Consider the following 23,643-nt stretch of genomic DNA (forward strand, 5'->3'; position numbering starts at 1 on the left):
GCTACCGGCTGACCAAAGCCATGCGGAACTGGCTGCGGCTGCGGGACGGCAAATGCCCGTTCCCGGGCTGCAGCAACAACTCCCTGGACAACGAAGCAGACCACCTCCTCGCCTGGCACCAAGGCGGCACCACCGGCATATCGAACCTCGGCCAGCCCTGCCCAAAGCACCACAAACTCCGACACACCGGCGGCTGGAAACCAACACCAGCCAGCACAACCGAGCCACCCGGCTGGATCTCACCCACCGGGCGGCACTACAACAGCGAACACCAGGACTGGGAACCACCCCACTGGCCGGGCGAACTGAATATCCGGCAGACCCGGAACTGAGACGGGAAGGTGACCTGACCTTGACAACACGCGGGCATCTCCGTGGTTGTTACTGTCCCGCCTTGATTTTCCGCCAGCCGCCGGCGCGGTTGTTGGTGATAATCGCGCGGAACATCTCCACCAGGGCTTCCTCGTTGACCGGCTCACCCTCGTAGTACGAAATCATCCTGCCGGTCTTGTTGCCGTGGCCCCCGGTGATGATGTTGTGCGGGTCCGGGGTGATGCCGCCGTCGTACAGGAACACGTTGACGTGGTCCTTCGCCGCGAGCAGCGCACAGATGTTGCCCTGCAGGACAAAGTACGGCTGGACGGTGCGTTTGATGGTCTCCTCGACCGCGGGATCGGCGGCGTGGACCAGGTCCCGCACCTGCCGGCAGATGTCCTGCTGCCAGGGCGGAAGCACGTCGATGTACTGGTCAACGCGGGGGTCCTTTACATAACTCACCGGTGAACTCCTTCTCCCAAACCTATGGTTCCCGATCCGGCTGGGAGCGGAAGGGGTGATCCCGGCGGGCAAGGGGTCACGCCCAAGGGGTGGCCTGCGCTGGAAGCCTGCGCCGTCGTACTTTCTGAAAACGTAAGGAAGCAGCCGCTAGAGCTGCGCCGGTCCCAGGGGCAGGGGAGTGATCGGCTGGTCATTCGCCGCCAGGTCGATGCCCAAATCCTTGGCGAAAACGAGCCGTGTCTCCTTGTAGATTCCCGCGTGGTTCTCGTCCAGTTCGAAGACGCGCGCGCCGCGGAGCCTGTTGCGGTCGGCGCCCGGCAGCCCGTAGGCGCCGAACCCTGTCCCGGGACCGTAGCCAAGCTCCACGCCGTAGTAGTTGCCCACGTAGGTGTTGACGTGGTCGTGGCCCACGAAGTAGCCGCGCACATCCCCGCGCTCAAGGAAAGCGTTGAACAGGCCGGAGTTGAAGGGGCCGGGGCACTCGTCCTCGTTCCGCTCGCCCGTGATGTGGTGCTTCTTCACGGCGCGCTGGTGGTCCGCGTCCGTCCGCGAATCGATGCTGGCGAACCACATGTTGCGGTGCTCGTGAAGGGCGATGTGCCCCCACATGAGGGACGGGATCTTCCTCCCGTATTTCTGCTCGGTGGCGATCGAGAGGTTGCGGTACCAGGTGACCTGGTCCATCCATACCCAGTCCCAGTCCGGGTAGCCCTCGAAGTCCTGGCCGTTGATGCTGTCCGGTGCGTAGCGGCCGGTGTCAATGAGCCACAGGCCGAAGGCAGGGTCCTTGGATTTGGAGGACTGAACCAGCAGCAGCGAGTTGGACGTTCCGGTGACGCCGTCGGTGGTGTCGCCATTGACGTTGTATTCGTAGGTTTGCAGGAACTGGAGCATCCTGGCTTCGGTCATCCCGGTCCTGGCCACGGAGTCCTCATCGTGGTTGCCGAACGTGATGGCCCAGGGGATCTTCCGGCTTTCCATCGGCTGGACCACGTGGTTCAGTGCCTGCTTGACCTCCAGTTCCGTATCGCAGCCGCCGTTGATGACATCGCCGTTGATCACCACGAAGTCCGGCTTCTCGGCGTCCAGGGTGCGGTCCATCAGTTCGATGGTCCGGCGGTCCGTTTGCTCGTCGTCCTGGGTGTCGTTGAACTGGACTACCCTGAAGCGGCCGTCCGGGCGGAACGCGAGGGTTGGCTTCGGCGCCTTCGCGCCCGGTGCTGCCGTAGCCCCGGTTCCCGCGGCCGCTATGGCTCCCAGCGCCCCCAGAGTTCCGGCGGCTGCCAAAGCGGCCCGCCGGCTGAAGCTGGGCTGGTGGATTTTGATGGTCATGGTTGCCTTCCTGCCTGTTGCGCGGCCACGCTTCCGGCCGCCGTCCCTGCGACAGTAGGAAGCCCCGGCGTCCGGGTTCCAAACGCGCGGTGAACAACAGATGGGGAGAGGGGGTGACGGATTCGCAAGGGCGGTCCTGACCGCCAATACGTGTCCCGCAGGAGGGTCCGGGCCTGTTGCCCCACCCCCGGGTGTGAGACCATCCGGTATGGGTGAAAACAACAAACCGGACGCGGCCTCTGTGCCGGTAACCGGGGTAAACGACCATGCGTGGGAGCGGGAACACCGTTATCCCACGTCTGAGCAGGCCCGCTCCATCGGCTACCGCAGAAGGGACGCAGAGGCCAAGTTGGAGCAGCGTCTGCGGGAGGCCCGCGACAAGTCTGACGAGGAAACCGGCGGCCAGGAGAACTAGTCAGAGGGTCTTCGGCAGGTCCGAAGCGATGAGGGGCACCAATGAAGTTCAATGAACTGCTGCTGGACTCCTTCAGCAGAATCAGGGAAACAGTGGAAGCCACACTCAAAGGGCTCGACGACGGGGCCCTGGCCCGGCGGCCCGGTGGCACCGGGAACTCAATCGCGTGGCTGATTTGGCACCTTGCCCGGGTGGAAGATGTGCAGGTGGCCGACGCCGCGGGACTGCAACAAGTGTGGACGGCGCAGGACTTCGTAGGCCGCTTCGGCCTGCCCCTGTCCCGGAACGACACCGGCTACGGACATTCAAGCGACCAGGTGGACGCGGTACAGGCGCCGCCGGAACTGCTGCTCGGTTACTACGACGCTGTCCACCGGCAAACGGTGGAGTTTGTGCATACGCTCGGCGATGAGGATCTGGACCGCATAGTAGACACCCGTTGGGACCCGCCGGTCACCCTCGGGGTCCGGCTGGTGAGCACCATCGCGGACTGCCTGCAGCACGTGGGGCAGGCCGCATACGCCAAGGGCTTGAAGCAGGCATAGTGAGAATGATTTACCTATTTCCGTCCAGGGAATTCGGTTCCATAATGGCCACGTAGGCGTCGGGGACCCCTGCGGCGATTCTTGCTGGGGGGCGCAGCAGGGTCCCAGGTGGCTGGCCCGGTCATGGCGGAACGGGCGGCCACGCGGCCTCGGATTAGGGGTATTCCGGGTACGTAAAAGGGGGAGAGCATCCCCGCCAACGCGAACAATGCACAAAGGAATCGATCATGCTCAAGGACTCAGCAATTATGGCTGTCCTGCCCGCGAAGGACATCAACCGGGCCAAGGAGTTTTATCGGGACAAGCTGGGTTTGGAAAGTTCCGAGTCCATGGAGGAGTACAGCCTGCTGTACCGCTGCGGCAATGGAACGAGCTTCCTCATCTATCAGACGGACAACGCAGGGACAGCGAAGCACACCCAGATGGGCTGGGAATCGGACAACATCGAACGCGACATGGAGGAACTGCGGAGCCGCGGCGTCGTATTTGAGGATTACGACCAGCCCGGTTTGAAGACGGAGAACGGCCTTGCCACGACCGACTGGGGAAAGGCCGCCTGGTTCCTGGACAGCGAGGGGAACATCCTCAACGTCGCCCAGCGTACCTAGCGCCGGAGGGGACGCGTCAGGGCGCCTGACGGAAGGAACGTACGACGCCCGCGCGGGCGGGCGGCTCCGCCAGGTGAACCGCGTTTGGACCGGACGGTCTGGCCTGCCGTTAGGAGGCAACGGCAGGCCGGGCGTCCTTCAGTGCGAAGACAACTCGCGCATCAGTCCGAGCTGTGCCAGGAACTCCACTTGATCGAAGTAGAAGTGGTGGGAGGCGATCTCCCCGCCCTCGACCCTGGCGATGTCACAGCTCCTGATCCTGATCTGCTTGCCGGTGGGCTGATGGGCTTCGCCGGAGGGCATGCGCAGTGGTCCGGTGTTCGTACCGACCACGTACCCCTCGTCAATGGCCACGTTGCCGGCTTCGTGCCTCTCCGCGTACTCGTAGTGCACGTCGGGCAGGGCTTCCCAGAAGTGGAAGAGATAGCTGGTGATGGCGTCCCGCCCGTTCAGTTGCCCTTCGTCGGGGGTGTAGGCAACGGCGTCTGCTGCGTAGCAAGCTGCCAGCACGTCTTTGTCTTTGTCATTCATGGCGGTGGTGAGGCGATCCATGACTTCGCGTGCCTGTCCCATTGTGGACCTCCAATTTTTGGGCGGCCTCACGGAAGCGGAGGCCGCTTCGTGGACTGGCTCCGGCTGACTGCTGGAGCCAATTTAATTGCACATCTGCGCGGATTTACCTGTCAATCTCCTGAGCATCGGAGGTCGCTCTTCGGGAAGGTGGGCGTGGGCAACCGCGGTGAACTCGTGGCCAAGCTACTGGTGGAGACAGCAGTACCGATGAACACCACTGTGTGAGACGCCGAGAGAGCGTAAAATGGAGTCGGCTCCGGTGGTTCCGATCCACTTCCGAACCCGAGCTTTTCGAGATGGATTTCATCATGCTCAAGTCACTGTTTTGCAAGCTGAATCTCGGACATCATTGGCTACTCGAAGAGAATCCGAAAGGGACCTTCCGCCGGCGCTGCACGCGGTGCGGAAAATACGACAAGGGTACCCAAACGTGGTCGGGGCACTTGCCTTCCGCGGACCGTCCACCTCAGCACGACAGCAGGAAATACTACTGACGACGCATGAAGCGCTCCATGGCTTTCTGCGCCGCGGGCTTCCGGTCTGATTTCCGGTCTATTTCCCGGTCGACGGCGGTTCCTGCCCGTCCGCCGGCGTCACCCGGATCCGCGTAACGCGCAGCCGGTCCATCGCCGTTACGGTCAGCACATGGCCGTCCGCTTCCACGCTGTCTCCCGTCCGCGGCAGCCGCCCCAGCCGGTCAATGACGAACCCCGCGACTGTTTCGTAATGCCCCTCCGGCAGTCCGATGCCGGACGCCGAGGCGAACTCCTGAAGGATGAGCCCGCCGTCCACGTCAAGCGATCCGTTGGCCCTGGTAACACGGTCCTCGGCGTCCGCGCCGGCGTCGTACTCGTCGTAGATTTCGCCCACTAGTTCCTCCACGAGGTCCTCAAGTGTGACGATGCCGTCCGTGCCGCCGTATTCGTCCACCACCAGCGCGATATGCTGGCCCAGCCTGCGCATCCGCTGCAGGGAGGGCAGCACTTTGTTGGTCCCCGGCAGCGGAAGGATCTCCCGCGCGATGTCCCGCACGTGCCCGTCGTCGTGCTTCCCGTCCCGGGGCACGAGGTCACGGACGTGGATGAAGCCAAGGACGTCGTCGGGTGTTTTGTCCATCACGGGATAGCGCGAATAGGGGGCGTCCCTGACCATGCTGAACGCCTCGGCGATGCTGAGGTTGCCATTGATGAAGGTCACCTCGGTGCGGGGGCGCATGACCTCCTGCAGTGAGCGGTTTCCGGCGGCGAAGACGTCCGAGAGGATGCTGCGGCTGTGCTCTTCCAGCACCTCGCTCTCAGCCACCATATCCCACAGCTCCTCGGAGCTGACGCTCTCCTGCTTGGCATTCGGGTCACCTCCGAACAGCCTCACGACGGCGTCCGTGGACACGGACAGCAGCCAGACGGCGGGCCGCATTATTTCGGAGAGGACGCCCAGGGGAGGGGCCAGGACTTTGGTGAAGCCGACGGCACTCTGCATGGCCAGTCTCTTGGGCACCAGTTCGCCGAGGACCAGGGAGAGGTAGGCGACCAGCAGCGTCATGCCGATGAAGGCGATCGGTTCCGCGGAGGCGCCGAAACCGATGCCTTCCAGAAGGGGTTCGACGTCGGGCGCGATGGTGGAGGCGCCGTAGGCAGCAGAGAAGAAGCCGGACAGCGTCACGCCGATCTGGACCGTTGAGAGGAACCGGTTGGGGTTCCCGGCCAGCGCTGCAATTCGGGCGCCGCGCTTTCCAGACTTCTCCATCCGGCGTACCTGGCTCTCGCGGAGGGAAACCAGCGCCATCTCCGTGCCGGCGAACACCCCGCCCAGCAGCACAAAAAAGAGGACCAACAGGAAATTAAGCAGGGTGTCGCTGTCCATGAACAGAGGTTACCGAATGGAAAAGCCCGGCGGCAGCAGTGCGGAAGCTGCCGCCGGGCCGGACACGCAGGGGGAGTTAGCCCTTGACTTCGTAAGCCTTCGGCAGCTTGAGGCCCCGCTCCTCCATGAGGGTGCGCAGTCGGGTGGGGTAGTCGGTGATGATGCCGTCCACGCCCAGGTCCATCAGGTGGACCATGTCAGCGGTGGTGTTCACCGTCCACGGGATGACGGGCAGGCCCAGGCCATGGGCTTCGGTGATCATCTCCGGGGTGACGGAGCGGAACGTGGGGGAGACGGCGTCGTACCCCTGGGCAGCCGCCGCCTTGGAAAGGGAACCGTCGTAGTCGTCGATGTCGATGCCGCCCAGGTTGCGGCCGGCACCGGGCTGGCCTACGCCCATCCAGGCGTCGCCGCTGGAGAGCGCCACCAGCGGCAGCTCGGGCGCGATCTCCTTGGTGAGGTTCAGCGAGGACCAGTCGAAGGACTGCAGGGTGGTGCGGTCCGCCATGCCTGAGGCCTGGATCTCGGCCACCACGGCGCGGGTGAGGGATTCCATGCCGGCGCCGCCAACCTCGCTGCTCTCCACCTTCGTCTCCACGTTGAAGCGGACCTTGCCGGCGTTGGCGTCGCGGACCAGCTGGTAGACGTCCTTGAGCTCGGCGATCCGGTTGCCTTCGATGACGTCCTGTTCAGGGTAGCCGGGCAGCTGCACGAAGCCGCAGTTGAGCGTCCTGACCTGCGCCAAGGAGAGCTCGGCCACGCGGTCGCCGACGTACGGGAACTCGGGGTCGCCGGCGGTGGCGGCTGCGGTGTCGATGCACTTGGCGGCCTGGATGGTGTCGTCGTGCCAGACGATCACCCTGCCGTCCTCGGTCAGGTGGGTGTCCAGTTCGAGGGTGGTCACGCCCAGCGCCAGCGAGTTCGCGAATGCGGCCAGGGACTCCTCAGTCCATTCGCCGCGGCCGCCGCGGTGGCTCTGCAGGTCGAAGGAACCGTTGCGCTCGTTTACCTTCAGGGCGGAGGTGGCGGCTCCGGCAGCGTTCGACGACGGCGTGCCGGCTTCGTTCTCCGGGGCGGCGACGGCGGGGCTCGCCATTGCTGCGATCAGGGCGGCGGCTGCCGCGGCAGTCAGGACTTGGCGCATGGGTGGTTCCTCCTGGGATGACGGGGACCGGCTGTTCGCCGGTGACCCGCCCACGCTAGGGAGGGCAGGTTGCGTCTTTGATGCGGGGAGTTGGAGGGTGGGTTAACGGCGGTGGTCGGGGCGTTCACCTTGGGGCTTACCGCCGGTCTTGACACCCTTTCCCGCGCTGAGGAACATCGGAAGTGTCGGTGCAACTGGCGGTCTCCCAGGGGTCCAGCTGTGGTACGGCGTCTCGAAGGGATTTGAGATGCAGGCAGGACGTTTCGCGCTGTTCCGCGGTGCGGCCGCAGCCGCCGCAGCCCTCGTATTGTTCGGGGTTGGAGGCTGCACTACCGCGCCCGCCCCGCGGGACCAACAAACTGCGCCGGGCACATCGGCGTCTGCCGGTGCCACTGCCTCTGCCACGGCAACTGCGCCTGCGTTCGCAGCCGTGCTCAAGAAGTACAGCGAGGACATCCGCGCCGGGGGAGCTACCGCCGTCGTCATTCAGATGAAGTCCCGGCTGGGTGAGTGGTCCTCGGCGGAGGGAGTCCGGAACCTGGAAACCAATGAGCCCGTCCAGCTGACCGATCAAACGCACGTAGGCAGCATCACCATGACTATGGTGGCGGTGTCCGTGATGAAGCTGGTGGAGGAAGGGAAAATCCAGCTGCATGATCCTATCCAGAAGCACGTTCCGGACTTCGAGAGGATCATCAAGCCGCCGGGACCCATCACCATCCGCAGCCTGCTCAGCCACCGGTCCGGCATTCCGCGCTACTGGGAAAGCCTCCTCAGGGCGGGCGATCCGGGGGATGGCAAGCGGAGCCACGAGGAACGCTTGTCCGCCGCCGCTGACCCTTGGACGGGAGGATCGGGCAGCCTCTTCAGCTACTCAGGCACCAACTACTCCGCCTTGGCCCTGCTCGTCGAGAAGCTGCGCGGCCAAGAGATCGGTGCGGTCATACGCGCGGACACCATCGAGCCGTTGCGGCTTCAGGACACCGTTATGACGGGCGACGAGCCCGGTCCGCAGAAGCTGGTCCACGGGTACTCGAAGGCGGACAGCGGTGAGCTGGTGGACAACGCCCTGGCTCCATTCCACGCCGGTTCCCCGGACACCGGAATGATCTCAACTGTCCCCGAGCTCAACACGTTTTTCGCCGCGCTTCAGAAGGGGACACTGCTGACTCCTCAAAGCGTGGCGGAAATGCATCATCCGAAGTACGAGCAGTACGGGCTCGGTGTTGTCCGCCGCTATGACTCCTGCTCCAACAACGCCTACTTCGGACATGTCGGTGTGGTGCGGGGATACGCTGCGCTTGCGCTGATCAGCGCCGACGGATCGCGGCAGATTGCCATGGCTGTGGCGCGGGCACCGAAGCCGTACGTGATTGGTTTTGATGATCCTCAGTCGCTCGAGATGTCAGAAGTGGCGGTGAACGCGCTGAATCAGGCGTGCTGAAAGCGGCTGCCTGAAAAGGAAGCGGATCGCCGATTAGTGGCTGCTCTCGCGCTCGCCGACCGGCCTGGGCCGCTTCCAGGTGGACTCGCGCGCACCGGGCGGGTAGGCCGCCTTCCGGCCGGCGTACGTGATGACGAGTGCCGCGATCACGGGCAGGGCAGCGGCGGCCGGGACCAGTAGCGGGCCGGCCACTACCAGCGCAGCGGAGCCGTAGAGGGCGCCAATGGTGATACCCAGCTGAATAGTCAGGACCGTGAGCCCGTTCGCAGCATCCTTGTTCTCCCGGCCGGCCCGGAGGATGGCCGACTGGTTGTAGATGCCGATGGCTCCCAGCCCCGCGCCCCACACGGTCATCAAAGCCAGGGCAATGGGCAGGCTCCCACCCACGAACGGCAACGCGAGCATCGAAACGGCGATTGCCGCCGTCGTAATCAGCAGCGAACGGCGCGGGTGCGAGTCCACGGTGAGCCCCGCGATCCAGATGCCCAGCAGGCCGGAGACGCCGAGGACAGTGAGGGAGAGGCTGATGGCGTAGTCGGGCAGGCCGGCCTCGCGGATGTACGGGGCAATGTAAGTGAAAAGCGCGAAATGGGCCAGGACCAGCAGCGGCCAGGCGATGGCTACGGGCTTCACGCCAGGCTGGGCGATGGCTGCGCGCATCGACGGGCGGACCTCGCCGGCGCTGCGCCGCATGGACGGGAGGAACAAAAAGCCCAGAACCGCGAGGAGTACGCCGAATCCGGCGAGGGCAAGGAAAGCCGCACGCCAGCCGAGGACCGTGCCCAAGGCCGTCCCAATCGGGGCGCCAATGGCCAGGCCCAGGCTGTTGCCGCTGAAGACGATGGCCAGGGCCTTGCCCACCTTGTCGGCCGGGACCACGCGGGCCACATAGGGAGCCATCGTGGTCCAGAGCAGTCCGTGCGCCAGACCGCCCACCAGCCGTGCCACCATCGCGAACGTGAAATCGGGCGCGAGGCCTACCAAGGCGTTGCTGAGCGCGAAGGTGAGGACAAGGGCCACCAGCAAGGGTCGCTTCGGTACATTGGCCAGCAGCCGGGCCGCGGGCACCACGGTGACCACAATGACGGCGGCATAAGCGGCGGCGAGGTAGCCCGCCACCGGCTCGGACACGTTCAAGCCGGTGCTGATCTGCGGGAGCAGGCCGGACGGCAGCAGTTCGGTGGTGATGGCGGTGAAGGCGATGGTGGCCAGGACCATCATGGCGGCCAGCGGGAAACGCTGGGGCGCCGGCGCGGAAGTCGCGGAGGACATGAGGGATGTTCCATTCAAGGGGGAGGGGAGCGGAACCTGGCGCTGCTGGCCCAACAATTCCTCCAACAAGTTTACCCGGTGAACTAAGTGCTTCCGTGCAGGGCGGCGTGTTTCGAAGCGGCGGAGCTGGTATCTGTGCCCCGCAATCTGCGCCACACTTGGAGTTTGGCCCCTAACGAAAGCAGATCTCCTTGATTACCCTCCAGCAGGACGCAGAAGGCTATATCCGGATGAACCGGCACTACCCGGCCAGCGTCCGCATTAGGATCACTTTCACCGACGGCAGCACCGGTGAGTTCTCAGGGCAAACCCTCAACGACGCCTACGATGCAGCACTCGCGGAATTCCGTGCGAAGAACGGCCTCGATGCGCGGGGCTACTCCAGGACTCCGGCGGGCCGAACGAATTCCGGCAACACGATTGATTTCGTTCCGGTGCATCCCGGCATGGGGGAGTAGGCCGCGCGCTCGCTGACGGGTGGTCACGGCGTTTACCGCATGGTGACGAGCAGCCACACTGTCCGCGGGATGGACCACACAACAGCCAGCCCAAGCACGGGCACCAGCGAGACGCCGACGTCGGGAAACTGGCGGATGATCACCAGCAAATCGGTGTCGAACCGGGCGGGTGCATAGATGAGGCACAGCCACAGGGCGAACGCGTCAAGCGCTAAGGTGCCGCCGGCCCAGACCAGGTGCGGCCAGCGTTTGCCGGCCCCGAACCGGCCGTGGAGCAGGACTAAGAGCGCCAGCCACAGGCTCAGCAGTTCCGTCAGCAGCAAAGCCAGGGAGACGGCCCAGCTGAATTGTTGCAGCCAGTCCTCATACACGACGGCGGGCGCCGGGAACTGTCCGTGGAGGATCCGCAGGATGTTCGTGTCGATGGCCTTGAGCCGGGAGGGGGCGGCGGTGTCGTTGCCGTTGATGACCAGGGCGACGCCCAGGCCGGAGCCCGGAACCAGGGCCAGGTAAGTGTGGCTGTTGCCCCATTCCCCCTGGTGCTCCAGCAGCAGCGGCAAGTCCTGCGGAGCGGGGGCTGCGGGATCGACTGACTCCACGAGCGGCCGGGTGTACCAGCCCATGGCGTAGCCCTTCGCCTCGTCCACCCGGGTCCGGGGCTCGAACATTGCCGCTACACTCTCGGGCTCCAGGATCCGGGCATCCCCGTAACGCCCCCCGTTGAGCAGGGCAATCAGCTCGTGGCCCAGGTCCTCGGCCGAGGAGTACATGGTGCTGGAGGGCATTCCGGCGGTGGGTACCGGGACGTCGGTCTGAAGCCAGAACGAGCTGAACCAGCGGGAATGCCCCGCGGCCCCGTTATCCGCCCGGGCAGCGGCGCGGGTGGGATGGCTGTGGACCATGTCCAGGGGCCCGAAGACGTGCTGCTTCAGATAGTCCCCGAAGGGCTGGTTGGCGACGGTCTGCACCAGGAGGCCAAGGATGTTGTAGTTGGCGCTGGCATAGTGGAAACGCTGCCCCGGTTCGACCGCCAGTGAGGAGCCGGCCAGCGCGCGGACTGCTTCTTCGAGGGCTCCCTGGTCTTGAGCCAGGGACGCTTCGAAGGCGGTGTCCCTGGCCGACATGCCGCTGGTCTGGTGGAGCAGCTGCCGGACGGTGATCGCCGGCGAACGGGGGTCATTCAGGGTGAACCAGGGCAGGTAGGTCTGCACCGGTTCATCCAGCCGCAGTCGCTTGGCCTCCACCTGCTGCATCACGGCGATGGCTGTCAGTGACTTGCTGGTGGAGGCGAGCAGTACCGGTGTTTGGGCTGTCATCGGCCGCCCGGAGGGGTCCGCGCGGCCGAAGGCGGCGGAGTGCACCTGGGTGCCGTCCCGGACGACGGCGACCGCGGCACCGGGAATCCCCAGGACTTCGATCTGCTCCCGCAGGAAGGTGTCCACAGCTTCGTAGGTTTGCTCCGGAGTGCTGGGCTGGGTGGGCATGAGGCCAAGGTGGACAGCTCGGGAAGGAGTGGCGCCGCCGAGGGTTCCGGCCAGGAGGAAGCACACCAGCAGGCAGCGCGTTGACCACGAGTTAGTCCGCATGGCTGCACCTGCTTCGGCTGAGCGTCCCTTTACGGTATGGCCTGGCCCAACGGAAAACAAACACTTCTGACGGTCACAGGAAGGACGGACGAAGTCCCCGTGAGATCGCCCACCTTATTCTGAGTTACTCACATTAACTCCGTAGACTGGTTACCAGGCCGCCGAAGCCCTTCAGTGCTGCCGCAGGGATAACATCCCCGCGTGCCGGCAGTCGGCCGCCGCGTCGAACTGCCCATGCTTGCGCCCCCTTTCTGAATGGCGTGCAGGCGGTACAGCACCAGCATCGGTGACGCCGGCAAGCCCCCACAACCACAGGAGATCATATGACTCTGCAGTCCGGACGGGCCGTAACCCAGGAAACCCAAACGACCGTCACGAACAGCACCCCGCGTGGCGGCAGCTACGTCAGCCTCCCGGCTGACCGGGAAGTTCCGCTCCGCCGTGTCGAGGGAAACTACGTTTCGCTGCCCGGCGTCCTTCCCGGCAATGCGAACAAAGCCCAGGGCACGTACGTGACCCTTCACTCGGTTCCTGCCGGAAAGACGGAAATCAGCTACACCCGCGTCGGCTAACCCGCGAAACGCACCAAAAGCGCCTGCTGCCCTTCCGGAAGGAAACGGCGGCAGGCGCTTTCTTGTGTGTGGGGGGCCTTCAGCCGAACCGCCTGGCTTCAGAGCGGGAGGCTCGCCCTGATCTGGATGAGGGTGAGGTCCAACAGGGGCGTTGGGACGTCCAGGCTACGGGCCCTGCGGGCGAGGTCACCGAGGATGTGCTCGGCTTCCGACGGGAGTCCGGCGCTGAGGTCCCGGTACAGGGAGGACGTGAAGGCCGATCCCGGCTCAGTGAGGATTCCGACCGCTTGTGCATGAGCGGCGTCGGAAACGGGATGTCCTGCTGCCGCCGCCACCGCTTCGGTTTCACTGATGGCCTCCAGAATCCTTGAGTGACCACCGGCACTGATGATCCGGCCAACCGGCGCCCGGAACAGGCAATTGATGATCCCTGCGGCAGCGATGAATGCCCATTTCTCCCACAGCGCGCCCACCACGTCGTCTACTACGGAGAAGTCGACGCCGGGCACGTCAAGAGCCTTGGAAACATCCGCGGGAACGGCGTTTCCGTTCAGCCCGCCCACCGTGAGGGAGGTGAGGGCCATCTGCTGGCGGACCACATCACCGTCAAGGGTGGCGACGATCCGGGCCAGCCCGCCGAGCACCTGCCCCGGGTACAGCTGCTCAAGGCGGTCCACATGGGCCATGCCGTTGAGGATGGGAATGATCGCGGTGCCAGGCCCGACGAAGGCGTCCAGCTCAGCGAGTACGCCATCGATTGCGGTGGCTTTGACCGTGACGAGGATCAGATCGAAGGTCCCTGACCCGTCCGGGGCGGTGATGGTCTTCACCGCGTGCGTCCGGTCAGCGGTGGGGGAGATGAAGCGCAACCCGTCGCGGCGAAGCACCTCCTGCTTGCGCGGCCGCACCAGATAGGTGACATCCCGGCCCGCTTCCTGCAGGAGCGTACCGAAGGCCCCGCCTGTGGCTCCGGCTCCGACGACGAGTATCCGCATGGGTGCGTACCTTTCCGGGGTGGTTTGTTTGCAACCGATGTTCCAAGGCTAGGGGCTTTCACTGGGACCTCCCACCGGCGGCACGTGAAGGTCCAGCTGAGAAGAGGGCAGAGGCCCTAGACTCGGAGCCATGTCAGCTCTTGGGGGGATGCCGGCGCGGCTCGGAGTAGTCCTTTTCGCTGCGGCCGCCATGGTTATGTCAGTTGTGGCGTGCGAGTACAGCGGTCCGTCGGAACCACCGGCTCAAACATCCCCGCCGGCAGCAACACCGCAGCCCCGGTCCTTCGAGGAAAACGCCGATGAAGTGGCCCGTTTGCTGGAGGCTTCCCCCGCCGACCCCGGCCTGCCGTCAGAGGCGGAGCCCGCAGGGAAGCTCTCCCTGGATTTGGCGCCCGGAGACTACGTGGTCACGGGCGCCTGTGCCGGGGTTTACGGTGCCAAGCTCACCATTGTGAAGGCGGACGGCGTTCCGGAGGCGGCGAGCTTTGAGTGCACCTCCACACTGGACCGCTTTGTCAGGCACGACGGCGGGCCCATCACCATCAGCGCGGTTCCGCCAACGGGCAAACCGTCCGCCACGGGGGTTAAAGTGCAGACCAACCCGGACCGCAGGGCCTCAGAGCTGGAAGACTTGTCAGAGTGGTCGGCGCAGCAGCTGCAGCCGCACCTGGCGGGTGAACTGCGTGGCACCATCAGCGCGGAAACCACCGCCACCGGATCCCTGGCTGCCGAACCGGGCCAGTACGAACTGCACTTCGTCTGCTCGGGACTTCCGGTGGCTGAGCTCTCCGTTTCCACGTGGGGAGGAGTTGGGGTTCTCGCCCCCGTGCAGGTCCCTTGTGGCGGGAACGTGTTCAAGGCGCCCGTGCTGCTGCCCACCGAAGGAGTAGACCTCACCATGAGCCCTGGCGGCCTGGACAGCCGCTTCGCCTACCGGCTCGTTCCAAGCGATCAACCTACGCAGGCTGGATAGCGGCGCGCGGCCGCCCGCCCCGCTGAGGTCTCTTAGGCGCCGACGACGTCCCCTCCTGGCGTGGCATCCGCACCGGCCTGCCGCTCGATGGTGACCGTGCCGGCGTCGCCATCCACGAGGATCTGCTGGCCGGTGGCAATTCGCTGCGTGGCCACTCCGGTGCCGAGGACGGCGGGGATGCCGTACTCGCGGGCCACGATGGAGCTGTGGCTGAGCGGGCCGCCAACGTCAGTCACCACGGCCGAGGCCATCGCGAACAGCGAGGTCCAGGCAGGAGTGGTGATGCGGGCCACGAGGACGTCTCCGGGCTCCATCTGGCCGAAGTCCTGCGGCCCGGCGAGGACGCGGGCGGGAGCGCTGACCCGGCCCGAACTGGCCCCCACGCCTTTGATGACGTCACCGCGCTGGCGCTGCGAGCCGGCCGGCATCATCGACCCAAAGGCCCGTTCCATCCACCGGCGCTCGGGAAGCATTTGCGGGGCTGCGGCTTTCACCTGGCCCCGCCACAGCATCCTGCGCTCCTCGACGGCGGCCGCGCGGACAGGCCGGGCAGCACCGGAAATAACGACGGCGGCCCGCACCCCCGGCGCGGCGAGGCCAAAGTCGACCGCGCTCCGCAGCTCCTGGTAGCGCAGCCAGAACACGTCATCCGGCGAAGCGGTGACACCGGAATCCACCAGCCGCTGTCCGAGTTCGAGCAGCATCCGCCGCAGCAGCGGCCAGGCAAGTCCGACGTCGGCCAGCGCGTCCTCGCGGATCGGCGCCATCTCCTGGGCCCACCCGAGCAGACGGAGGAAGGCTGCCCGCCGGCGCGGCCCGAGCCGGCCGGCCATCTGTTCAGTGAGCGACTCCCGGCGTTCGGTCAGCTGCCGCTGCCGCTCATGCGGGTCGGTACCCTTCCCGCGCAGGTAGAACTTCACTGTCTCCAAAAGGGCGGACGGGTCGTCGGCTGCTACGGGGCTGGCGAAATCAAGGTTGTAGACCGCGTGGCCGTAGAGGTCCAGATGCTCCTGGAAGGCGAACCGCCATTCCTGCCACAGCGCATTGTCCACACCGGCGGGCGGGGAACCGGTGCGCTGGGACTCGGCGAGCACCGCCGTCGGCCGTTCCAGCAAAGCCGACGTCACCCCGGGGTCGCTGCGGGCCCACACGGCCAGGTCATGCAGTGACTTCTCCGCCCGGATCGGTTCGCTGTCGTACCCGAGGAGGAACGTCTGGGCCGGGGGATCGCCGTCTCGCCGGACCAGCTTGTCATAGAACGCCCGGAAGGAGAGCTCGCTGGTGGCGGCGAGCGGAATGATGGACTGCACGGCGGTGTAATACACGGTCCCGGCGTCGAGCAATGCCTGCGCCCCCTCCAGGAGTTCCTCGCCGGTGAGCTCCGCCGGGGGCTTCGCCTGCCAGTCCTTGATGACCCGTTCGTACCGGGGGTGCGAAAACTCGCGCCAGCCGGCCACCCCCATGTGCGCCTTGCCGCGGGCCAGCGCGCCCACTGCGGCCGGGGCCTTGCCCATCATCCGCCACATGCCGGCGGTGCGGTAATAGTAGTAGGCGTAGCCGTTGATGGTGGGCATTCTGACGTCGCCGTCGCGGATGACGTTCTTGCCCAGGGCCTCGGCCAGCAAGGCTGTCAGCGACCCCGCCACGGAGCCGTCAACCATGTCGGCGAACAGTGGTGACAGCGGGTCGGGGAGCTGTTCCACGATGCTCGCCCGGAAGTAGAGCCCCTTCGGATAGGGCAGGGGCCAGGTGTCCGGGATGTCAGCCGCCGGTTCGGGCAGCGCCGTGATGGGGCGGGACTGCAGGATAAAGAACTTGCCGGCAGCCCGTGCCCACTCGATGTCCTGCGGTGCGCCAAAATGGTCTGTTGCCCGCCGTCCATGACGGGCCAGTTCCGCCGCAGACCGGTCATCGAGCACAGGTTTACGACGGCGGGCTGCAGCCACCGGCTGCTCCCTGGTGCCCTTCTCCGCGTAGGCCGTCATCACTTCCTTGTCGGCTGTCCGCCGCGACACCACGGTGCCCGTCCCGGCGTCGACCACCACGTCATCGGTGGTGACGGTACCGCTGACTACCGACTCGCCCAGGCCCCACGCCGCACTGATCACCGTCTGGTCGCGCCGGCCGTTGGAGGGGTTGGCGGTGAACATCACCCCGGCTGCCTCGGCCTCCACCATCTGCTGGATGACGACGGCGAGGCGCACCTCCTGCGGTCCCACACCTTCCCGGGCACGGTAGGCCATGGCCCGCGCCGTCCACAGGGAAGCCCAACAGTTGATCACCGCCGTGGACAGCTCCACCATGCCGCGGACGTTCAGGTAGGTTTCCTGCTGGCCGGCGAAGCTGGCGGAGGCAAGGTCCTCGGCGGTGGCGGAGGAGCGCACGGCCACGGCCGTCTCCCTGCTGCCGAGATGCCCGTAGGCGGCGCCGAGTTCGGCTGCGACTTCGGCGGGCATAGTGCCGGTCCTGAACAGTGCGGTGATCCGCTGGGAGGCATCCTCGTAGGCCTGCGGCTCCGCCTGGGGTGGCAGTGTGGCGATGTCCTGGATGTCCGCTGCGAGGTGGTTGGCATCGATAAAGCGCGAATAAGCATCGGTGGTGAGGACAAACCCCGGCGGGACCGGCAGCCCGGCGTGGATCAGGCCACCGAGACCCACGGCCTTGCCGCCAGCGGCGGCGACGTCATCTGGCCCCACATCGCTTAAATCGTTGATATAGGTCATGACCGCGTCCTTGCTGCCCGGGAGGGGCGCCGGGGTGAACTTGGTTCTCCACATACTGGCACTGCCGCGGGCAGGAGGCCACAGCTTTTTGCGTCCTCCACCGGAACCAGTTCCGCTGTGTTGCCCTTAGCGGAAGTTGGGCGATCTACGCCGTTATTGCTCCGCAGGGCTTAGCCGCGATGTCGGGTCGAAATCGCCGAATGAGGGACGCCGGCCCGACCGGTAAGCGGAGTCGATGATGGGTTCGAGTTCGTCCAGTACCGTGCGGTTCCCAGGAAGTACCACATGGGCCAGGAATTCGGATTCAAGGGTGGCAATGCCTGCCGCGGCCGCCCGGAGTTTGGCGTCTATCGACTGCGACAGGGCGTGCCAAAACCTGCGGTTGGCGCGTTCAAGCCCTTTTGACTTCGCTTCGCGGATGGGGCCCTCCGCTGTGTCCCCGGAACCTGGCAAGGCACCATCAGGCTGCGGCAAGGAAACGACGATGCGGAATTGCCTTCCGCCGGCCCTGAAGGCGATGGCGCTCCGGTTCCCGCGCTGGCTGAAAAGAACGTCCGTCGCCCCGTGGTCCACGAGAGCTTGTCTGATGTGTTCCCGGGAAGCCCCGCAACTGAAGGAGTCGCCCCGGGTGTAAGGACCTGTCATCGTCCAACTATGCGCCTTCGAACCACTCCTTCACATGCATTCCCGTCGCGGCGCGCTCCGCGGGCATCATGAAAAACCATGCGCAGGCGTGCCGCCCCCAGCCCGTTTTGCTCCCTCTTCCGGTTGGCGGGCCGTGGTTGCACCTGTAACATATCCTAAGCATGCTTACCATCGCGTCTCGGGTCAGTCGGCTAACGTACTGTCAGCGCATGGCTGCAGGACGGACAGGAACAGGGGCTCGAATTGGCAGGAAATGCAACCTTCCGGCATAGCAACACCGCGCTGCTTTCGGTGAGCAGTGTGGAGGCTCCGAGGATCGTGAGCTCCACGGATTTTGACCGCAGGCTGGCGTCCACCCTGCAGCGGCTGAAGTTCCCGCCCCGGTTGCTCGAGCGCGTGGCCGGCGTCACGCACCGCCGCTGGTGGGCGGCCGGGACGTCCTTTGATGATGCTGCCGCCGAAGCGGGCGCGAAGGCCCTGGCCGAGGCCGGCGTCGAAGCGTCCGATGTCGGACTGCTGATCAACACCTCGGTCACGCGCCGGAACCTGGAACCGTCCGTCGCGGTGAAGATCCACCACGGACTCGGCCTGCCGTCGTCGGCCATGAATTTCGATCTTGCCAACGCCTGCCTGGGATTCGTGAACGGCCTGACCCTGGCGGCCAACATGATCGACTCCGGCCAGATCAAGTACGCGATGATCGTCAACGCCGAGGACGCCGAGGCTACGCAGGAGGCCACGCTGGCCCGCCTCCAGCGGCCCGAGACCACGCGCGAGGACTTCAACCGGGAGTTCGCCACCCTCACCCTGGGCTCCGGAGCCGCCGCCGCCGTCCTGGGCCCGGCAGACCATCACCCGGGTGCGCACCGGATCGTTGGCGGTGTGATGCGTGCCGGCACCGAACACCATGAATTGTGCGTGGGCGGCATTGACGGCATGAACACCGACACCAAAGGCCTGCTCGACGGCGGCCTCCAGCTCGTCGTCGACGCCTGGCACGAAGCCCGGCCGGAGTGGGACTGGGCAGACATGGACCGGTACGTGACGCACCAGGTGAGCAATGCCTACACGCAGGCCATCATCGACGCCATCGACCTGGACCCTGCCAAGGTGCCCATCACCTTCCCGCACTGGGGCAATGTGGGCCCGGCCTCCCTGCCCATGACCCTCGCGGCTGAAGCGCAATCCCTTGAAACGGGGGACCGGGTCCTCTGCATGGGCGTCGGATCGGGGCTGAACACCGCCATGATGGAAATCGTTTGGTAGGCGCAGGCTGGCCTGGCGTGGACCCGGAATGGTCCCGCGAAGTCGAGCTTAAGTCCACGTCCGACGCCGATGCGCCCGGCACAGGGCGCCGCTGGCACCTGCTGGACAACGGCGCCCAGCTCTCCCGCCTCGGCCTGTCGCCGCGGGGTACCCTGCTGTGCGTGCACGGCAACCCCACCTGGTCTTATCTGTGGCGGACGCTGCTGGCTGCCGGATCGGATCCGGCCCATCCGTGGCGCGTTGTGGCGGTGGACCAGCTGGACATGGGCTTTTCGGAGCGCACCGGCACCTTCCGGCGGCTGGCGGACCGGATCAACGACCTCGGTGACCTGACGGACGCACTTGGCCTTGACGGGAACGTGGTGACGGTGGGCCACGACTGGGGCGGTGTGATCAGCCTGGGCTGGGCCCTGGCGCACCCGCAGCAGCTCACCGGAGTGGTGCTGACCAACACCGCCGTCCACCAGCCCGCCGGTTCGGCCATCCCGCCCGCCCTGCGGCTTGCCCTGCACCCCGCCGTGCACACGTGGGGAACAACGACGTCGGACGCGTTCCTGCGGGTGACGCACTCCTTGGCCCACCCGCCGCTGCCCGCCGATATCCGGAACGCCTACATTTCGCCCTACCGCGGAGCTCGCCGCCGGGCCGGGGTGGGGAACTTTGTGGCGGACATTCCGGTGGACGAGTCCCACCCGAGCTTTCCAGCGCTCAACTCCGTGGCGGAAGGGCTGCGCGGGCTGAAGGTCCCGGCGCTGATGCTCTGGGGCCCGCGCGACCCCATCTTTTCCGACCGGTACCTCAAGGACCTCATCAACCGGCTACCGCACGCCGACGTGCACCGCTTTGAAGGCGCCGGCCACCTCGTGGCGGAAGACCGGAACATTGCCGCACCGGTATTTCAGTGGCTCGCCGAAAACATGGGGAGCACTCCGGCAGCGGAAGCCACAACGCCCGGCAGCCAGGGGCTCGACGAGGCGGCCGAGCCGGAGCCGCCAGCCTTCCGGCCCCTGGGGGACCTGCTCGGCGAGCAGGCGGCAGGGCCGGCCGGAGGAGATGCCGCCGTCGCGGAAATGGCGCCGGACGGTACGGTGGCCCGCTCGCTCAGCTGGCAGCAGCTGGACCGGAACATCCTGGACCTCGCCGCGGGGCTGCGGGAAGCCGGAGTGCGAAGCGGCAGCCGGGTGAGCCTGATGGTTCCGCCCGGGGTGGACCTGACCGTCGCCCTCTACGCCTGCCTGCGGCTGGGCGCCGTGGTGGTCGTGGCCGACGCCGGACTGGGAACCAAGGGCCTGAGCCGTGCCGTGAAAGGCGCCACCCCCGACTTCCTCATCGGCATCGACAAGGCGCTCGCTGCTGCCTCCGTGCTCGGCTGGCCGGGGCGGCGCATCAGTGTGCGGGAGCTCCCGGCTGCCCGCCGTCGGATGCTGGGCGTCGAGGCTTCCCTCGAAGCCCTGGCCCGGTCCGGTGCTAGCCGCGGTTCAGGGCAGGTGGTGGACACGGTGGAACCGGATGCATCTGCCGCCGTCCTCTTCACGTCCGGTTCCACCGGCCCCGCCAAAGGGGTCCTCTATACGCACCGGCAGCTTGCCGCGATGCGGGACACGGTGGCCGCAACCTTCGGGATCCGTCCTGGTGCCCGGCTCGTGGCAGGTTTCGCACCGTTTGCGCTGCTGGGACCGGCGCTCGGAGCGGTGTCGGTGACGCCAGCCATGGACGTCACTGCGCCCCGCACCTTGACGGCGACCGCGCTCGCCGATGCCGCCGCGGCGATAGACGCTACGGTGGTCTTCGCCTCGCCGGCCGCGTTGCGCAATGTCCTCGCCGCCCGGGATGCCTTGACTGCTGCCGGGCATCAGGCGTTGGAAGGTGTCGAGTTGCTGCTGTCTGCCGGCGCGCCTGTCCCGGAGCCGCTGCTGGCCGAGGTGCAGCGGCTGCTGCCTCGGGCCTCGCTGCACACCCCGTACGGGATGACGGAGGCGCTGCCGGTTACCGACATCAGCCTCGAACAAATCCAGGCCGCCGACGCCGACGCTGCCGCCGGCGCTGAGAATCCCACCGGCGCTGTTGCGGGAGCCGGGAACGGGGTGTGCGTGGGCTGGCCGGTTCACGGCGCCCGGGTAGCCGTCGTCCCACTGGCCGCGGACGGAACGGCGCCCGGGTCTCTTCCGGTGACCGAGGCAGGCGTCACCGGCGAAATCCTGGTCAGCGCCCCGCACGTGAAGGAAGCCTACGACAGGCTGTGGCTGACCCAGCAGGAGAGTGCCAGCCTGCCCGGATGGCACCGCACCGGCGATGTGGGGCACTTCGACGCCGCCGGGCGGCTGTGGGTGGAGGGCCGCCTCGCCCATGTTGTGACGGCGCCCGGTGCTGTCGTAACGCCGGTCGGCGCCGAACAGGCGATCGAACGGCTGGACTCTGTCCGGCTGGCGGCGATCACCGGCGTGGGACCGGCGGGCACCCAGGCTGTGGTCGCCGTCGTCGAGACCGTCCCTCCTGCCCGGAAAGCCGGCCCTGCTACGCCGCAGCTTGCGGGGGATGTTCGTAAGGCGGCCCGGGAGGCTGGCGTGCAGGTCTCCGCCGTGCTCGAAGTCCCAGCCCAGCCCACCGACATCCGGCACAATGCCAAGATCGACAGGAGCCGCCTGTCCCGCTGGGCGTCACGGGTGCTGGCCGGCGGCCGGCCGGGAAAACCATGAGGGTCCTCGTCACTGGGGCCAGCGGGCTGCTCGGGGGAGAAGTGGCCCGGCTGCTGGTGAGCCAGGGCCATGACGTGGCCACCTTCCAGCGCCGGCCATCAGGTGTCGACAGCGCCTTGGACTTCTGCGGGTCCGTCACGGACGGTGAAGCGCTCCGGGGAGCAGTGGAAGGCGCAGAAGGAGTCATCCACCTGGCCGCGAAGGTTTCCTTTACAGGCCGGGCCGAGGAGTTCGATGAGGTGAACGTCGAAGGGACCCGCCGCCTGCTCCATTGCGCCCGGGCTGCGGGGGTGCGGGACGTGGTGTTGGTTTCCTCCCCGTCCGTGGCGAACTCCGGCGCGGCCATCGCCGGGCTGGGCGCGGAGCCAGCGGACCCTCAGCACGCGCACGGGAACTATTCCCGCACCAAGGCCGAGGCGGAACTCCTGGCGCTGGCGGCGGACGCTCCGGATTGCCGGGTCGGGGCAGTGCGCCCGCACATCGTCTGGGGTCCGGGGGACACCCAGCTGGTGGAACGGGTCCTGGCACGCGCCAGCCAGGGACGCCTGCCGCTGCTCGACGCCGGCGCGGCCCTGATCGACACCACCTACGTGGACAACGCCGCCGCGGCCATCGTCGCCGCGCTGCACCGCATGGAACATGTTCACGGCAGAGCACTGGTGGTGAGCAACGGCGAGCCGCGGCCGGTGGGTGAGTTGCTGGCGGGCATCTGTGCTGCGGGAGGCGTCCCGGCGCCGTCGTGGTCTGTGCCGGGTGGTGTGGCGCGGGCGGCGGGAGCGGTGGTGGAAAAGCTCTGGGCCCGGGCAGGGCGGCAAGAGGAGCCGCCCATGACCAGGTTCCTCGCCGAGCAGCTCTCCACTGCGCACTGGTTCGACCAGCGCGAAACCCGGAAGCTCCTCGACTGGACGCCCGCCGTCTCGATTGACGAGGGACTGGCAAGGCTGGCGAAGCATTATCGGCCCCATCCAAGAGCGAGGGTTTACAATCGTTTACCGATGTCGTCCAATGGGGCGAGCAATATCTGAATATTTTCCATCGGGGAGCGATGACTGGGACATCAGCGGTAAATCCGAAGGCAGCCGGAAAAGCCGGGCCTATGGACTTGGGTCGCGGCCCTGTTCCGGGAGCTACGTACAATCTCATCGAGGAACCAGGGAAACTGGATCACCTGGTGTGTTGCCGGGACCCGGAGTGGCGCCGGGCCCTTTGCGGCCACATTGAGAACGAGCCGGCACTGCTGCATGACTCGGATATCGTGTGCACGGGGTGCATCGAGGCGGCTGAAGGCATGGGTGTGCTTCCCGGGAACCGTCAGTGCCCCATCGACAACCATCCGTGTCCGGATGAGGCGGAATTGCAGCGCATGATTGATGGGCGCATCTCCGACACCTGAGCGGTGGTCGAGTCGTGCAGGCGTGCGGGCGCAGTGATTCCGTAACTTAAGGGCGCCGTGGTGTTCGACCCGGAATTTTTCCCTCCTAGTCCCAAAAATGAGCGCCAACGGCTGGCTGCCCGTCAGGAGGAGCCTCCGTGGCACTACCTAGGGTTTTTCCAACCTTCGGCATGGATCATGATCCAGGATCTCACCAGCGCAAACGGCTTCCGGGCAGCTCACTTTCCCCGATTCGTTGCTGAGTGTCCGCTCAACAATTCCTGCGTAGCTGCGCCCTGAAGCAAGTACTCGACGGAATGCAGGCACAAAAAAGCGAGTACTGAGCACTGTGGTTTGTGTATTTACCCGCCACTTCAATGGGAA

General features: G+C 66.3%; 21 protein-coding genes. 11 read left to right on the top strand and 10 right to left on the bottom strand.

Annotation, left to right across the window (positions count from 1 at the left end):
* A partial coding sequence (locus AC5RV1_RS18170; RefSeq protein WP_493995514.1) for an HNH endonuclease signature motif containing protein occupies positions 1-332 on the top strand: 332 nt, incomplete at its 5' end.
* 49 nt (positions 333-381) lie between these two features.
* Here the strand turns inward: AC5RV1_RS18170 and AC5RV1_RS18175 are convergent.
* Both AC5RV1_RS18175 and AC5RV1_RS18180 read right to left on the bottom strand, forming a co-directional pair.
* Positions 382-777 (bottom strand): DUF1801 domain-containing protein, encoded by a 396-nt coding sequence (locus AC5RV1_RS18175; protein ID WP_493995515.1) that lies wholly within the window; start codon positions 775-777, stop codon positions 382-384.
* 147 nt (positions 778-924) lie between these two features.
* Positions 925-2,109 (bottom strand): metallophosphoesterase family protein, encoded by a 1,185-nt coding sequence (locus AC5RV1_RS18180; protein WP_493995516.1) that lies wholly within the window; start codon positions 2,107-2,109, stop codon positions 925-927.
* Positions 2,110-2,317: 208 nt separating this feature from the next.
* On the opposite strand from AC5RV1_RS18180, the gene AC5RV1_RS18185 reads away from it, so the two are divergent.
* The 3 genes from AC5RV1_RS18185 (at position 2,318) to AC5RV1_RS18195 (ending at position 3,677) form a co-directional block, all read left to right on the top strand.
* Positions 2,318-2,524 carry a hypothetical protein gene (locus AC5RV1_RS18185; RefSeq protein WP_493995517.1) on the top strand — a complete coding sequence of 69 codons (207 nt, stop codon included), beginning with the start codon at positions 2,318-2,320 and terminating at the stop codon, positions 2,522-2,524.
* A gap of 41 nt (positions 2,525-2,565) precedes the next feature.
* Positions 2,566-3,069 carry a mycothiol transferase gene (locus AC5RV1_RS18190; RefSeq protein WP_493995518.1) on the top strand — a complete coding sequence of 168 codons (504 nt, stop codon included), beginning with the start codon at positions 2,566-2,568 and terminating at the stop codon, positions 3,067-3,069.
* A gap of 227 nt (positions 3,070-3,296) precedes the next feature.
* Positions 3,297-3,677, top strand: a complete 381-nt coding sequence (locus AC5RV1_RS18195) for a VOC family protein (protein ID WP_493947646.1) — start codon at positions 3,297-3,299, stop codon at positions 3,675-3,677.
* Between the two features lie 138 nt (positions 3,678-3,815).
* On the opposite strand, the gene AC5RV1_RS18200 is transcribed toward AC5RV1_RS18195, so the two are convergent.
* The 3 genes from AC5RV1_RS18200 to AC5RV1_RS18210 all read right to left on the bottom strand — a co-directional run bounded on the left by AC5RV1_RS18200 (position 3,816) and on the right by AC5RV1_RS18210 (position 7,257).
* The gene (locus AC5RV1_RS18200; protein ID WP_493947645.1) at positions 3,816-4,250 is read right to left on the bottom strand and encodes an ester cyclase; all 435 of its coding nucleotides are present in this window, start codon (positions 4,248-4,250) and stop codon (positions 3,816-3,818) included.
* Between the two features lie 552 nt (positions 4,251-4,802).
* Positions 4,803-6,113 carry a hemolysin family protein gene (locus AC5RV1_RS18205; RefSeq protein WP_493995519.1) on the bottom strand — a complete coding sequence of 437 codons (1,311 nt, stop codon included), beginning with the start codon at positions 6,111-6,113 and terminating at the stop codon, positions 4,803-4,805.
* Between the two features lie 76 nt (positions 6,114-6,189).
* Complete coding sequence (locus AC5RV1_RS18210) at positions 6,190-7,257, bottom strand: glycerophosphodiester phosphodiesterase family protein (RefSeq protein WP_493995520.1); 1,068 nt, start codon at positions 7,255-7,257, stop codon at positions 6,190-6,192.
* Between the two features lie 247 nt (positions 7,258-7,504).
* On the opposite strand from AC5RV1_RS18210, the gene AC5RV1_RS18215 reads away from it, so the two are divergent.
* Complete coding sequence (locus tag AC5RV1_RS18215) at positions 7,505-8,701, top strand: serine hydrolase domain-containing protein (protein WP_493995521.1); 1,197 nt, start codon at positions 7,505-7,507, stop codon at positions 8,699-8,701.
* 33 nt (positions 8,702-8,734) lie between these two features.
* On the opposite strand, the gene AC5RV1_RS18220 is transcribed toward AC5RV1_RS18215, so the two are convergent.
* Positions 8,735-9,973, bottom strand: a complete 1,239-nt coding sequence (locus AC5RV1_RS18220; RefSeq protein ID WP_493947640.1) for an MFS transporter — start codon at positions 9,971-9,973, stop codon at positions 8,735-8,737.
* 191 nt (positions 9,974-10,164) lie between these two features.
* Between AC5RV1_RS18220 and AC5RV1_RS18225 the strand changes: the two genes are divergently transcribed.
* A complete protein-coding gene (locus tag AC5RV1_RS18225) occupies positions 10,165-10,431 on the top strand; it encodes a hypothetical protein (protein WP_493995522.1) in 267 nt (88 codons plus the stop codon).
* 32 nt (positions 10,432-10,463) lie between these two features.
* On the opposite strand, the gene AC5RV1_RS18230 is transcribed toward AC5RV1_RS18225, so the two are convergent.
* The gene (locus tag AC5RV1_RS18230; protein ID WP_493995523.1) at positions 10,464-12,017 is read right to left on the bottom strand and encodes a serine hydrolase domain-containing protein; all 1,554 of its coding nucleotides are present in this window, start codon (positions 12,015-12,017) and stop codon (positions 10,464-10,466) included.
* Positions 12,018-12,340: 323 nt separating this feature from the next.
* Between AC5RV1_RS18230 and AC5RV1_RS18235 the strand changes: the two genes are divergently transcribed.
* Positions 12,341-12,589, top strand: a complete 249-nt coding sequence (locus AC5RV1_RS18235) for a hypothetical protein (RefSeq protein WP_493995524.1) — start codon at positions 12,341-12,343, stop codon at positions 12,587-12,589.
* Between the two features lie 98 nt (positions 12,590-12,687).
* Here the strand turns inward: AC5RV1_RS18235 and AC5RV1_RS18240 are convergent, their stop codons facing one another.
* Positions 12,688-13,584 (bottom strand): 2-dehydropantoate 2-reductase, encoded by an 897-nt coding sequence (locus AC5RV1_RS18240; RefSeq protein WP_493995525.1) that lies wholly within the window; start codon positions 13,582-13,584, stop codon positions 12,688-12,690.
* Positions 13,585-13,714: 130 nt separating this feature from the next.
* Here AC5RV1_RS18240 and AC5RV1_RS18245 point away from each other — a divergent pair, with 130 nt between their 5' ends.
* A complete protein-coding gene (locus AC5RV1_RS18245) occupies positions 13,715-14,557 on the top strand; it encodes a hypothetical protein (protein WP_493995526.1) in 843 nt (280 codons plus the stop codon).
* Positions 14,558-14,589: 32 nt separating this feature from the next.
* Here AC5RV1_RS18245 and AC5RV1_RS18250 read toward each other — a convergent pair whose 3' ends face one another.
* Positions 14,590-17,280 (bottom strand): PEP/pyruvate-binding domain-containing protein, encoded by a 2,691-nt coding sequence (locus tag AC5RV1_RS18250; protein ID WP_493995527.1) that lies wholly within the window; start codon positions 17,278-17,280, stop codon positions 14,590-14,592.
* A 153-nt stretch (positions 17,281-17,433) separates the two neighbouring features.
* Positions 17,434-17,925 carry a hypothetical protein gene (locus AC5RV1_RS18255; protein ID WP_493995528.1) on the bottom strand — a complete coding sequence of 164 codons (492 nt, stop codon included), beginning with the start codon at positions 17,923-17,925 and terminating at the stop codon, positions 17,434-17,436.
* Positions 17,926-18,168: 243 nt separating this feature from the next.
* Between AC5RV1_RS18255 and AC5RV1_RS18260 the strand changes: the two genes are divergently transcribed.
* From AC5RV1_RS18260 to AC5RV1_RS18270, 3 genes are read left to right on the top strand one after another with little or no spacing between them, the layout of a single operon-like run.
* Positions 18,169-19,191 carry a 3-oxoacyl-ACP synthase III gene (locus AC5RV1_RS18260; protein WP_493995529.1) on the top strand — a complete coding sequence of 341 codons (1,023 nt, stop codon included), beginning with the start codon at positions 18,169-18,171 and terminating at the stop codon, positions 19,189-19,191.
* Positions 19,185-21,887: an alpha/beta fold hydrolase gene (locus AC5RV1_RS18265; protein ID WP_493995530.1), complete on the top strand. Its 2,703-nt coding sequence runs from the start codon at positions 19,185-19,187 to the stop codon at positions 21,885-21,887. The genes AC5RV1_RS18260 and AC5RV1_RS18265 overlap by 7 nt, the downstream gene beginning before the upstream one ends.
* Entirely contained in the window at positions 21,884-22,912 is a 1,029-nt protein-coding gene (locus AC5RV1_RS18270) for an NAD-dependent epimerase/dehydratase family protein (RefSeq protein WP_493995531.1), read from the top strand. Before AC5RV1_RS18265 ends, AC5RV1_RS18270 begins: the two co-directional genes overlap by 4 nt.
* Positions 22,913-23,643: the final 731 nt, after the last annotated feature.

It is taken from the genome of Arthrobacter sp. Hb9-2 (genome assembly GCF_059091165.1).